The sequence below is a fragment of the Streptomyces sp. NPDC001904 genome (genome assembly GCF_040297005.1).
Lineage (GTDB): Bacteria > Actinomycetota > Actinomycetes > Streptomycetales > Streptomycetaceae > Streptomyces.
The window spans coordinates 238,489-251,278 of sequence record NZ_JBEOYI010000001.1; the positions used below are offsets into that span (position 1 = coordinate 238,489).

Sequence of the window (12,790 nt, forward strand, 5' to 3'; positions counted from 1 at the left end):
TTTCACCCTATGTGATCAGCCGTAGCGCTGCCCAACCAGGGTGCTGGCCTGCGCTGATGTGCGTCAACTCCCCACTGACGCAGGGGCGGTGGGAACACTCACGTCGAAGTGCCGTGCCTTCGGAGCGGCTTTCATGAGAGCGGTGAGTGCGTGTACCTTCTGCGCGCTCTTCTCGCCGCTTCCCCAGACGACGGTCCGTCCACCGGTGAGTTCCAGCGAGATCTCGTCGTAGGAACGGACCTTGACGGTCCGGGTGTCGCGCGCCACCGCGGCGGGCAACCGGCCCGCGACCCGCACCGCTTCCCGGGTCAGCCGCTCGGGGCCGAACCGGCGCAGGCTGGCTGCCGCGCCCTTCCGGTCGGGCGTCAATTCCAGTCGGGGAACGTCCTTCGGGGCCTCGTCGACCGTCGCGAAACGCACACCTTCATGGTCGACTTCGACGAACTTGCCCGAATTTCGCTCGTCCGCGGCAATCAGAACCGGCTTGCGTTCCGTCACTTTCAGCCCGATTCCGTGCGGCCAGGAACGCACCACCTCAACCGAGTCGATTCGGGGCAATTTCTGGCGCAGCCGGTCCGCAATGGTGTCCGTGTCGACGGAAATCAGCGGGGCACCGACCGGCACGGCGGCCGCGTCGCGCACCTGGGCGGGCGTCAGGACCTCGGTTCCGGAGGTCGTGACGCGTTCCACGCGCAGCCAGTGCGATCCGTAGAGCGACCAGATGCCGCCCGCCCCGATCAGGACGAGCAGCACTCCGGCCACGATGAGCGTGCGGACGCTCGGACGGCGGAAGCGGGGCGGGGGCGGGCCGGCCTCGTGCGCCTCGGCGTCCTCTCGGTCCGTCACAGCCGATCCGGCCACGCTCGCTCCTTCTACGTCACTGGTGACGCGAGTTGATCGCCTCGTACACCATTCCGACGAGCAGATCGTCGGCGTCCCTGCGGCCGAACTCGGACGCGGCGCGGGACATCTCGAACAGCCGGTGCGGGTCGGCGAGCACGGGAAGGACGTTGCCCTGGATCCACTCCGGGGTCAGCTCCGCGTCGTCGACCAGCAGGCCGCCGCCGGCCTTGACCACCGGCTGGGCGTTGAGCCGCTGTTCGCCGTTGCCGATGGGCAGCGGGACGTAGGCGGCCGGGAGCCCGACGGCGGAGAGTTCGGCGACGGTCATCGCGCCCGCGCGGCAGAGCATCATGTCGGCCGCGGCGTACGCGAGGTCCATCCGGTCCACGTACGGTACCGGGATGTAGGGGGGCATCCCCGGCATCTGCTGAACCTGCGGCAGTTCGTTCTTGGGACCGACCACGTGCAGGATCTGGATGCCGGACTGCTGGAGCAGCGGAGCGACGCGCTGGACGACCTCGTTCAGCCGGCGTGCGCCCTGGGAGCCGCCGGAGACCAGCAGCGTCGGCAGGTTCGGGTCGAGGCCGAACGCGGCGCGGGCCTCGGGGCGCACCGCGGCCCGGTCCAGCATGGCGATGGTGCGGCGCAGCGGGATGCCGATGTAGCGGGAGTTGCGCAGCTTGCTGTCCGGGCTGGAGACGGCGACCTGGGCCGCGTACCGCGAACCGATCTTGTTGGCCAGGCCGGGCCGGGCGTTGGCCTCGTGCACGATGATCGGCACTCCGAGCCGCTTGGCGGCCAGATAGCCGGGCAGCGCCACATAGCCGCCGAAACCGACCACCGCGTCCGCCTTGGTCCGCTCCAGGATCTGCTCGGCGGCCTTGATCGTGCCGCGCAGCCGCCCGGGCACGGTGATCAGCTCAGGGGTGGGCTTGCGGGGCAGCGGCACGGCGGGGATCAGCGCCAGCTCGTAGCCACGCTCGGGTACGAGCCGCGTCTCGAGCCCCTTCTCCGTGCCGAGGGCCGTGATGCCCACGGTCGGGTCCTGCCTGCGCAGGGCGTCCGCGAGGGCGAGCGCCGGCTCGATGTGGCCGGCGGTCCCCCCACCGGCGAGTACGACATGCACCGAAATTCACCGCTCTCCGGACGTACGCGCCGAGGCGCGCCGTCGCATCGTGTTCCATCTCATCCCACGCTCCCCCGAGGTTCGCCGCATGGCGAGGGCCGCCCGCGCCGCCGGCTCGTCCCGCGCGAACGCGATCAGAAGTCCCACGGCGAACATGGTCGGCAGCAGTGCGGAACCTCCGTACGAGAACAGCGGGAGCGGGACACCGGCGATCGGCAGCAGGCCGAGCACCGCACCGATGTTGACCACGGCCTGCGCCGTGATCCAGGTCGTCACACCACCCGCGGCGTATCGAACGAAGGGGTCCTCCGTGCGTCCGGCCACGCGGATACCCGCATAGCCTAGAGCCGCGAACAGGGCGAGCACCGACAGCGTCCCCGCCAGGCCCAGTTCCTCACCGGTGATGGCAAAGATGAAGTCGGTGTGCGCTTCGGGAAGTTGACCCCATTTTTCCACACTGGCGCCGAGGCCGGAACCGAAGAATCCACCGGAGGCCAGGGCGTAGATCCCGTGCAGTCCCTGCCAGCACATGTCGTCGGGGCCCGCGTCGGCCCGGCCCAGGCAGGCGAGGCGCGCCATCCGGTTCGGGCTGGTCTTGATGAGCATGACGCCGATGGCACCCGCGACGCTGAGCACCCCGACGAAGAGCCGGGTGGGTGCTCCGGCGAGCCAGAGAAGGCCGAAAAGGATGGCGGTGAGGAGGATCGCGGTGCCCATGTCACCGCCGAGCATGATCAGGCCGAGCAGCAGGAAGGCGACCGGGACCAGCGGCACCAGCATGTGCTTCCACTGGGTCAGCAGCCGCTTGTCGTGCTTGCGGGCGAGCAGGTCGGCGCCCCAGAGGATCAGTGCCAGCTTGCCGAACTCGCTGGGCTGGAGCATGAAGGGGCCGCCGAGCGAGATCCAGTTCTGGTTGCCGTTGATCGACACTCCTATCCCCGGCACCTGCACGAGCGCCATCATGAAGACGCTGACGGCGAGGATGGGATAGGCGAGCGCGCGGTGCAGCTTCACCGGCATCCGCATCGCGAGCACCAGCAGGATCGAGCCGAGGACGGCGGCGATGAACTGCTTGCGGAAGAAGTAGGAGCCGGTCAGGCCCATCTGCAGGGCCGTGATCATCGACGCCGAGTACACCATCACCAGGCCGAGGCCCGTGATCAGCAGCGCGGAGCCGAGGATCAGGTAGTAGGCGGTGAGCGGCCGGTCCCAGGCGCGGCGTGCCTGGTCGTACAGGCGGCGCAGCGGATTGGCGCGGGCCCGGTAGACCTTGCTCGTCCTGCGCGGCGGTGCCGCGGGGCGCTTGGTGGTGCTACCGGCCATCACGGACCCCCGTTCCGCAAGCGGTCTGCGCTGCCACGTCCCCTCCCGAAGGGTGCCCGGCGTCACCGGGCACCCGCGGGTCCCCTCAGACGCTGGTGGCGCCGAGTTCGCGGACTGCCTCCGCGAACGCCTCGCCACGCTTGTTGTAGTTGGTGAACATGTCCATCGACGCACAGGCCGGAGCCATCAGCACGGTGTCCCCCGGGCGGGCGAGCCGTGCTGCCTCCTGGACCGCCGCCGACATCGCCCCAGTGTCGGTCCGGTCGAGGTCGACGACGGGTACTTCGGGCGCGTGTCGCTCCAGGGCTTCACGGATCAGGCCACGGTCGGCACCGATCAGCACGGCGCCCCGCAGCCGCTTCGCGGCGCCCGCGACCAGCTCGTCGAAGGTGGCTCCCTTGGCGAGACCGCCCGCGATCCACACGATGGACTCGTACGACGCCAACGATGCCTGAGCGGCATGGGTGTTGGTGGCCTTGGAGTCGTCGATGTAGGCGACCTCGGCCACATCGGCGACGTGCGCGATGCGGTGCGCGTCCGGGGTGAAGCTGCGCAGCCCGTCGCGTACGGCGGCGGGCTCGACGCCGAAGGCGCGGGCGAGGGCGGCCGCGGCGAGAGCGTTGGCGATGTTGTGCGGGGCCGGCGGGCGCACGTCCGTGACCTCGGCCAGCTCCTGCGCGTTCTTCTGCCGGTCGTCGACGAAGGCGCGGTCGACCAGGATGCCCTCCACGACGCCGAGTTCGGAGGGGCCCGGCGTGCCGAGGGTGAACCCGATGGCGCGGCAGCCCTCCTCGACGTCGGCCTCCCGGACCAGGTTCTCGGTGGCCTTGTCGGCCACGTTGTAGACGCAGGCGACCTGATTGCCCTCGTAGATACGGCCCTTGTCGGCGGCGTACGCCTCCATGGAGCCGTGCCAGTCGAGGTGGTCGGGCGCCAGGTTCAGGACGGCGCCGGAGTGGGCGCGCAGCGAGGGTGCCCAGTGCAGCTGGTAGGAGGACAGCTCCACGGCGAACACGTCGTAGGCGTCGTCGCCCTGGAGGACGACGTCGATGATCGGCGTACCGATGTTGCCGACGGCGGCCGTGCGCAGGCCCGCGGCCTCCAGGATCGAGGCGAGCATCTGCGTGGTCGTCGTCTTGCCGTTGGTGCCGGTGATGGCGAGCCAGGGCGCGGCGTCCGGGCCGCGCAGCCGCCAGGCGATCTCCACGTCGCCGACGACGTCGACACCGGCCGCCGCGGCCGCCGCGAACAGGGGCGACGAAGGCTTCCAGCCGGGCGAGGTGACGACGAGATCGGTGCCCTCGGGCAGGGTGGTCGCATCGCCGAGCTGTACGGAGATACCCGCCTCTCGCAGGAGAGCGGCCTTTTCGTGGTGGGCGGGGCTGTCGCCGCCGTCGACCACGGTGACCGACGCGCCGAGGCCGGCCAGGGCGCGGGCGGCGCTGAGGCCGCTCACGCCGAGACCGGCGACGGTGATGTTCCTGCCCTGCCACGTGTCCTGGGGCGTGGTCACTTCTTGGCTGCCCATCCTGCGTAGAAGAGGCCGAGTCCGACGATCACGCACATGCCCTGGATGATCCAGAACCGGACCACGACAAGGACTTCGGACCACCCCTTGAGTTCGAAGTGGTGCTGGAGTGGCGCCATCCGGAAGACCCGCTTGCCGGTCATCTTGAACGAGCCGACCTGGATGACCACGGACATCGTGATCATCACGAACAGGCCGCCCAGCAGGGCGATCAGCAGCTCGGTGCGCGAGCAGATCGCGAGACCCGCGAGGGCGCCGCCGAGGGCGAGCGAGCCGGTGTCACCCATGAAGATCTTGGCCGGTGAGGTGTTCCACCACAGGAAGCCGAAGCAGGAGCCCATGAGCGCCGATGCGACGACCGCCAGGTCGAGTGGGTCTCTGACTTCGAAACAGGCGCCGGGGTTGGTGAGGGTCTGCGCGTTGGCGCAGGACTCCTGGAACTGCCAGACACCGATGAAGGTGTAGGCGCCGAAGACCATCACGGAGGCGCCGGTGGCGAGGCCGTCGAGGCCGTCGGTCAGGTTCACGCCGTTCGACATCGCGAGGATCATGAACAGCGCCCAGACCACGAAGAGCACCGGGCCGATCGTCCAGCCGAAGTCCTCGACGAAGGAGAGCTTGGTGGAGGCCGGGGTGTTGCCGCGGACGTCCGCGAAGTTGATGGCGAGCAGCGCGAAGGCGATGCCGACGATCAGCTGTCCGGCCATCTTCGCCTTGGCGCGCAGACCGAGCGAGCGCCGCTTGACGATCTTGATGTAGTCGTCGAGGAAGCCGACCAGGCCCATGCCCGCCATCAGGCCGAGGACGAGCAGGCCCGACAGGGTCGGGGCGGCGCCGGTGATCAGCTTGCTGAGGAAGTACGCGATGAGCGTCGCCAGGATGAAGGCGATACCGCCCATGGTCGGCGTACCGCGCTTGCTGTGGTGCTCGCGCGGGCCGTCGTCACGGATGTACTGGCCGTAGCCCTTGCGGGCCAGCAGCTTGATGAGCAGCGGGGTGCCGACCAGGGTCAGGAAGAGACCGATGACGCCCGAGAAGAGGATCTGCTTCATCATCGGGCATCAGCCCCGGCCTGTACGTCGTCAAGGAGAGCCTGTGCAACGCTCTCCAGGCCCACCGACCTGGACGCCTTCACGAGTACGACGTCTCCCGGGCGCAGCTCACTGCGCAACAGGTCGATCGCCGCCTGTGCGTCGGACACGTGCACCGACTCCTCACCCCACGAACCCTCGTTATAGGCGCCCAGTCGCAGCCAGGACGCTTCCCTGCCCCCGACTGCCACGAGCTTGCTGACGTTGAGCCGGACGGCGAGCCGTCCGACCGCGTCGTGCTCGGCCAGCGCGTCGTCCCCGAGCTCGGCCATCTGGCCGAGCACCGCCCACGTGCGATGCCCCTTGCCCATGGCCACCAAGGCGCGGAGAGCCGCGCGCATGGACTCGGGGTTCGCGTTGTAGGCGTCGTTGACGATCGTGACGCCGTCCGGGCGCTCGGTGACCTCCATCCGCCAGCGGGACAGGGTGCCCGCCTCGGAGAGCGCGAGGGCGATCTCCTCCACGGACATGCCAAGGTCATGGGCGACGGCGGCCGCAGCGAGCGCGTTCGACACGTGGTGCTCACCGTACAGCCGCAAGGTCACTTCGCTGCACCCGGAGGGTGTGTGAAGACTGAAGGAGGGCTGTCCGTTCTCCGTGAGACGGACATTCTCGGCACGAATGTCGGCTTCTGCGGCCTCGCCGAAGAAGAGCACCTTCGCCTTCGTGCGCGAGGCCATCGCCTTCACCAGCGGATCGTCGGCGTTCAGGATCGCGGTGCCGTCGGCGGGCAGGGCCTCGACCAGTTCGCCCTTTGCCTGCGCGATCTGCTCGCGGCCGCCGAACTCGCCGATGTGGGCGGTTCCGACATTGAGGACGAGGCCGACCTTCGGGGGCGTCAGGTCCGTCAGGTAGCGGATGTGGCCGATGCCGCGGGCACCCATCTCCAGGACGAGGAACTGCGTCTCGTCGGTGGCGGAGAGCGCGGTGAGCGGCAGCCCGATCTCGTTGTTGAGCGAGCCGGGCGTGAAGACCGTGGGGGCCTTGCTCCGCAGCACCTGGGCGATCAGGTCCTTGGTGCTGGTCTTGCCGGCCGAGCCGGTCAGCGCGACGAGCGTGGCGCCGAGCCGGGCGACGACGTGCCGGGCGAGTGCGCCGAGCGCCGCCGTGACGTCGTCGACGACGATGGCCGGCACTCCGACGGGCCGGGTGACCAGGACCGCGACGGCGCCCTGGGCGACCACGTCGGCGGCGTAGTCGTGGCCGTCCACGCGCTCACCGGCGAAGGCGGCGAACAGGCTGCCGGGCTCCACCTCACGGGAGTCCCTGACCACCGGTCCGGTGACCCGGACCTGCGGATCCGGTATGTCGTACGTCTGCCCGCCGACGACTGTGGCGATCTCGGCGAGGGAGAGGGCGATCACAACTTCATCCCTGGGTTTGCTCGATGGCTTCGCGAAGCACCAGGCGGTCGTCGAAGGGACGCACCACCCCGGCGATGTCCTGTCCCTGCTCGTGGCCCTTGCCGGCGATGAGCACGGTGTCGCCGGGCTCGGCGCGCGCGACGGCGGCGGCGATGGCGGCGGCCCGGTCCTCGAAGACGGCGACGTCGCCGCGCTCGTGGGCCGGCACCTCGGCGGCGCCCGCGAGCATCGTGGCGAGGATCGCGAGGGGGTCCTCGCCGCGGGGGTTGTCGGAGGTGAGGATGGCCGTGTCGGCGAACCGCGCGGCGGCGGCGCCCATCGGCATCCGCTTGGTCCTGTCCCGGTCGCCGCCGCAGCCGAGCACGATGTGCAGCTTGTTCTCGGTGACCTTGCGCAGCGCCTTGAGGACGGACTCGACGGCGTCGGTCTTGTGCGCGTAGTCGACGACGGCGAGGTAGTCCTGCCCGGCGTCCACGCGCTCCAGCCGGCCGGGGACGCCCGGCACGGCGGCGACGCCGTCGGCGGCGGTCTGCGGGTCGATCCCGGCGACGGCGAGGGTGACGATCGCGGCGAGGGTGTTCGCGACGTTGAAGGGACCCGGCAGCGGCGCCTCGGCGGTGATCCGCTCGCCCCCGGGGCCGACGACGGTCAGCGTCGAGCCGAGCTGGCCGACCTCGACGTCCTCGGCGCGCCAGTCGGCGTCGGGGTGGCCCTCGGCGGAGAAGGTGACGACCGGGACCTCGGATTCCTCGATGAGGCGGCGGCCGTACTCGTCGTCGTAGTTCACGACGCCCTGTTTGCTGCGCGCACGCGTGAACAGCTGCGCCTTCGCCTGGAAGTAGTCCTCCATGTCCCGGTGGAACTCCATGTGCTCCGGGCTGAGGTTGTTGAAGACGGCGACGTCGAAGACGCAGCCGTCGACCCGGCCGAGCACGAGGGCGTGGCTGGAGACCTCCATGGCGACGGCTTCGACGCCGCGCTCGCGCATGACGGCGAACAGGGCCTGGAGGTCGGTGGCTTCGGGGGTGGTCCGCTCGGACTTGATCCGCTCGTCGCCGATGCGCATCTCGACCGTGCCGATGAGCCCGGTGGAACGGACCTTCTTCAGACCGCCCTCGACGAGGTACGCGGTCGTGGTCTTCCCGGACGTGCCGGTGATGCCGATCTGCAGCAGCTCCCGGCCGGGGTGGCCGTAAATGGTCGCGGCCAGCTCGCCCATGCGTCCGCGCGGGTTCTCGACGACGAGGGCGGCGAGCCCCGCGGCGGTGACGCGGTCGACGCCCGCCGGGTCGGTGAGCGCGGCGACGGCGCCGAGACTCGCGGCCTGCGCGGCGAAGTCGGCGCCGTGGGCGCGGGCTCCGGGCAGTGCCGCGTACAGGTCGCCGGGGCGGACCGCACGGGAGTCGTGGGTGATGCCGGTGACCTCGACCGCGGCCTGGGGTGCGGCGACACCCAGCTGACCGGCCAGTTCCGCGAGGGGTGCGGCGGTGACGTCGGCCGGTCGCGGCGGCCCGGGATAGGTCACGGGTGCGCCCTTCTGGGTGGTTTGGGACTGATCAGCGTGTGGCACGGCGGTGAGCGTACCGGGCCGGGCCCGCCCTGGGCGAAGCGAGGGGCGTGGCGCGGGCTGGTTCCCTGGATCGGGGGTGATGGTTGTCACGGGGTCTTCAGGCTGTCTTCACTGTGTGGGGTGATCATGGTCACGGCAGGTCCGGCCGGTTCTCACCGTCATGGCTTGAACGAGACGGGCAGCTTCGCGGACTTGGCGCCCGTGGGCGGGACTTGGAGGGTCTTGAGGGCGAACTCCATGACCTTCTTGTAGATGGGGCCGCAGATCTGGCCGCCGAAGTAGCTCCCCTTCGTGGCGTTCTGGATGGCGCAGTAGACGGTGATGCGCGGCTTGTCCGCGGGTGCGAACCCGGCGAACGACGACGTGTAGCCCTTGTAGCGGCCGGTGGCCGGATCCACGCGGTTGGCGGTGCCCGTCTTGCCCGCGACGCGGTAGCCGGGGATCCGGGCCGCGGTGCCGGTGCCCTCCACGTCGTCGACGACGGACTCCAGCATCTGCGCGACCGTGCGCGCGGTCTTCTGGCTGACGACGCGGCTCTGCTTGGGCTTGGGCGCGGCGACGAACTTGCCGTCGGCGCCGGTGGAGCCGCGCACCAGGGTGGGCTCGACCCGCACACCGCCGTTGGCGATGGTCGAGTAGACGGAGGCCGCCTGCATCGCGTTGATGGAGAAGCCCTGGCCGAACGGGATCGTGAACTGCTGCGACGTCGACCACTTGTCGGCGGGGGCGAGGATGCCGGGCGTCTCGCCGGGGAAGCCGAGTCCGCTCGCCGTGCCGATGCCGAACTTGCGCAGGTACGAGGAGAGCGTCCGGTTGGCCTCGGGCTGCGTCCTGCCGAGCTGGCCGGTGGCCAGGATGGTGCCGATGTTGCTGGACTTGGCGAGCACGCCGTTGAGCGTGAGGTGCCAGGTCTCGTGGTCGACGTCGTCCTGGAAGAGGCGGTCGCCGCGGTGCAGCCGGTTGGGCACGGTGACATGGGTCAGCGGCGTCGCCGCGTTCTCCTCCAGGACCGCCGCCATCGACATCACCTTGGCGGTGGAGCCGGGTTCGTAGGCGTCCTGGAGCGCGGCGTTGCCGAGGGCCGCCGAATTCGCGTGCGTGAGGTCGTTGGGGTCGAAGCCGGGCGCGTTGGCCATGGCCAGGACCTCGCCGGTCCGCGTGTCCTGCACTATCACGTAGCCGCGGTCGGCCCCGGACTTCTTGACCTGCTCGGTGATCGCGTCCTGCGCGGCCCACTGGATGTCCCGGTCGATGGTCAGCTCGACGTCGGAGCCGCCCACCGCGGGCTGCTCGGTGCTGCCGGCCGTCGGCACCTGGCGGCCGCCGGACTGCGCGTACCGGATCTTGCCGTCCTTGCCCGACAGCTGCTTGTTGAGCTGCTGCTCGACCCCGCCGCCGCCCTTGCCGTCGGCGTTGACCCAGCCCAGTATCCCGGCGGCGAGGTCGCCGTTGGGATACACGCGCTTGCTGCTGGGGTCGGCGAGGACGCCGGAGAGCACGCTCGCCTCCCGGCCCTCGGCGTTGGCCTTGTCGTTCAGGGTGGACCTGAGGTCCTTGATCTGCTTCCAGACCTGCGGCGTCTGCCGCGCGGCCAGCCGCACGTACCGGGTGTTCCTGGTCTTCAGCCGCTTGGTGAGGGTGGCGGTGTCGACTCCGACGATCGGCGAGAGGAGCGCGGCCGCCTGCTCGGGGGCGTCGGACACCTTGGTGATCTTCTTGGTGAACATCGTCGGGTCGGCCGTGATGTCGTACGCGTCCACGCTCGTGGCCAGCGCGACGCCGCCGCGGTCGGTGATCTGCCCGCGCTCGGCGGCGATCGTGTGGCTGACGTAGCGGTTCAGCTGGGCCTTGGCCGCGTACGCGCTCGCGTCGACGCCCTGCACCTGGAGGAGCCGCACGGTGAAGACCATGAGGACGAGCGTGAGGCCCAGGCTCACCATCCGCAGGCGGGGCCGCGGGCTGCCCAGGCGCAGTGGGGTGGAGCCCTTGGTCCCCGCGGGGCGCGGGCGCCGTGCGGCGGGGCGCGCGCCGGAGGCGGGGCGCCGCTGGGCTCCGGGCCTGGCGGTTCTGACCGGGCGCGCGGGTCCCGGGACGCGACGGCGCGGAGGCTGCCTGTCGGTCATGACGTCACCTGCCGGAGCTGGAAGGGGCGGGGGCGGTGGGCGTGGAGGCGGCGGGGGTCCGCGCGCCCGGCCCGGCCGGGGCGGAGGCCGAGGCGCCGGCCGCCGGGCTGCCCGACGGGGTGGCGCTCGGCGCCGAGGTCACCGGCTCGGCCTCGGGCGGGCGGGGCGTCTGCGGCCGGACCGGCACGGGCAGCGAGGCCGGGCTCGGCAGGCCGCGGACGGTGCCGTCGGGGTTCAGGAACGCGGGGTCGCCGCCGGGGACCATGCCGAGTTCGCGGGCGCGGCGCTGGAGGGCGTCGGGCGCGGAGTAGGAGTCGACCTCGCGCTGGAGCTCCTGCTCGTCGTCGGTCAGCTCGGTGGTCTGCTTCCTGAGCTTGGTGAGCTTGAACGATCCTTCGTTGAGCGAGGAGTTCAGCATCAGCAGCGTGATGAGCCCGCCGCCGAGCAGCAGCACCACGAGGAGGACGAACGGCGTGCGTGCGGCCTGTGAGCCGCCGGAGGGCACGACGGGGAGGAAGCGCGCCAGCCGTGCCGCCCGTCCGCGTGGTCCCCCGGAGGGGCCGTCGGAACTCCGGGAGCTCTTGGCTCCCCGGGAGTTCTTGGTTCCTTGCGCGTCACTTCCGACGCTCATGACCACCCCTCCACGCGCGCGTGCCTCACTCGACCGTCATCCGTTCACGTCCTCGCGGATCCGCTGCGCACCCCGCAGCCGTGCCGGGGCGGCCCGGCGGTTCTCGGCGACCTCTTCCTCCGTGGGGAGTTCGGCGCCGCGCGTGAGCAGCTGCAGGCGGGGCTGGTACTGCTCCGGGACGACCGGCAGTCCGGGCGGCGCCGTGGTGGCCGCGCCCGCCGAGAGGACCTGCTTGACCAGGCGGTCCTCCAGCGACTGGTAGGACAGCACGGCGATCCGGCCGCCGACCGCGAGCGCCTTCACCGCGGCCGGGATCGCCCGCTCCAGGACGCTCAGCTCTCCGTTGACCTCGATCCGCAGGGCCTGGAAGGTGCGCTTGGCCGGGTTGCCGCCGGTGCGCTTGGCGGCCTGCGGCAGCGCGTCCCTGATCAGCTCGACGAGCCGCGCGCTGTTGCTGAACGGCTCCTTCTCGCGCTCGCGCACGACGGCCGAGACGATGCGCTTGGCCTGCTTCTCCTCGCCGTACTGGCGCAGGATGCGCACCAGTTCGCCCGCGGGGTAGGTGTTGAGGACCTCCGCGGCGCTCATCCCCGTCGTCTGGTCCATGCGCATGTCGAGCGGCGCGTCCTGCGCGTAGGCGAAGCCGCGGTCGGCCTCGTCGAGCTGCATGGAGGAGACACCGAGGTCGAACAGGACGCCCTGGACGCGCGGGATGTCCAACCGGTCCAGGACCTCGGGCAGTTCGTCGTAGACGGCGTGCACCAGGGTGGCCCGGTCACCGAAGGGGGCCAGCCGCTCGCCCGACAGGCGCAGCGCCTCCTTGTCCCGGTCCAGTGCGACGAGACGGCAGGCGGGAAACGTGCTGAGCAGGGCTTCGCTGTGGCCGCCGAGGCCGAGCGTGCAGTCGACGACGACCGCGCCCGGCTGGGCCAGCGCGGGAGCCAACATGTCCAGGCAGCGCTGGAGCATGACCGGGACGTGTCGCTGACTCAAGAGGCCCTCTCAGGTCCGGCGGGCCGGTGCGCACGCACCGCCGGGTCCCCGCCCGCTCATGAAGGGGATGGTGGTCCGTCGGCGCCGGGGAAGTGACGCCGGCCGACCGGAGCGGGAGGAGGCCGAGCCGTACGTACGCGCCGCGCACGCGGGGAGCGTCCGGCAGCGCCGGGATCTCCGTGTTGCTTCGTTAATGGG

Annotated in this window: 10 protein-coding genes; all 10 read right to left on the bottom strand. The window is 70.9% G+C overall.

The genetic code is table 11. From position 1 onward, the window contains the following. Positions 1-63 precede the first annotated feature (63 nt). Positions 64-861 carry a cell division protein FtsQ/DivIB gene (locus ABT127_RS01040; RefSeq protein WP_351443734.1) on the bottom strand — a complete coding sequence of 266 codons (798 nt, stop codon included), beginning with the start codon at positions 859-861 and terminating at the stop codon, positions 64-66. 16 nt (positions 862-877) lie between these two features. Next, positions 878-1,969 carry an undecaprenyldiphospho-muramoylpentapeptide beta-N-acetylglucosaminyltransferase gene (murG, locus tag ABT127_RS01045; RefSeq protein WP_351443735.1) on the bottom strand — a complete coding sequence of 364 codons (1,092 nt, stop codon included), beginning with the start codon at positions 1,967-1,969 and terminating at the stop codon, positions 878-880. Positions 1,970-1,975: 6 nt separating this feature from the next. Further along, positions 1,976-3,292, bottom strand: a complete 1,317-nt coding sequence (gene ftsW / locus ABT127_RS01050) for a putative lipid II flippase FtsW (protein WP_351443736.1) — start codon at positions 3,290-3,292, stop codon at positions 1,976-1,978. Positions 3,293-3,377: 85 nt separating this feature from the next. Continuing rightward, on the bottom strand, positions 3,378-4,820 hold the full coding sequence (murD, locus tag ABT127_RS01055) for a UDP-N-acetylmuramoyl-L-alanine--D-glutamate ligase (RefSeq protein ID WP_351443737.1): 1,443 nt from the start codon (positions 4,818-4,820) through the stop codon (positions 3,378-3,380). After that, positions 4,802-5,875: a phospho-N-acetylmuramoyl-pentapeptide-transferase gene (gene mraY / locus ABT127_RS01060; RefSeq protein ID WP_111661786.1), complete on the bottom strand. Its 1,074-nt coding sequence runs from the start codon at positions 5,873-5,875 to the stop codon at positions 4,802-4,804. Before mraY ends, murD begins: the two co-directional genes overlap by 19 nt. After that, entirely contained in the window at positions 5,872-7,275 is a 1,404-nt protein-coding gene (locus tag ABT127_RS01065; RefSeq protein WP_351443738.1) for a UDP-N-acetylmuramoyl-tripeptide--D-alanyl-D-alanine ligase, read from the bottom strand. Before ABT127_RS01065 ends, mraY begins: the two co-directional genes overlap by 4 nt. 4 nt (positions 7,276-7,279) lie before the next feature. Continuing rightward, complete coding sequence (locus tag ABT127_RS01070; RefSeq protein ID WP_351443739.1) at positions 7,280-8,935, bottom strand: UDP-N-acetylmuramoyl-L-alanyl-D-glutamate--2,6-diaminopimelate ligase; 1,656 nt, start codon at positions 8,933-8,935, stop codon at positions 7,280-7,282. Positions 8,936-9,003: 68 nt separating this feature from the next. Continuing rightward, on the bottom strand, positions 9,004-10,968 hold the full coding sequence (locus tag ABT127_RS01075; protein ID WP_351443740.1) for a peptidoglycan D,D-transpeptidase FtsI family protein: 1,965 nt from the start codon (positions 10,966-10,968) through the stop codon (positions 9,004-9,006). A gap of 4 nt (positions 10,969-10,972) precedes the next feature. After that, on the bottom strand, positions 10,973-11,599 hold the full coding sequence (ftsL, locus tag ABT127_RS01080; protein ID WP_351443741.1) for a cell division protein FtsL: 627 nt from the start codon (positions 11,597-11,599) through the stop codon (positions 10,973-10,975). Between the two features lie 36 nt (positions 11,600-11,635). After that, complete coding sequence (rsmH, locus tag ABT127_RS01085) at positions 11,636-12,592, bottom strand: 16S rRNA (cytosine(1402)-N(4))-methyltransferase RsmH (RefSeq protein ID WP_351443742.1); 957 nt, start codon at positions 12,590-12,592, stop codon at positions 11,636-11,638. Between the last annotated feature and the right edge of the window lie 198 nt (positions 12,593-12,790).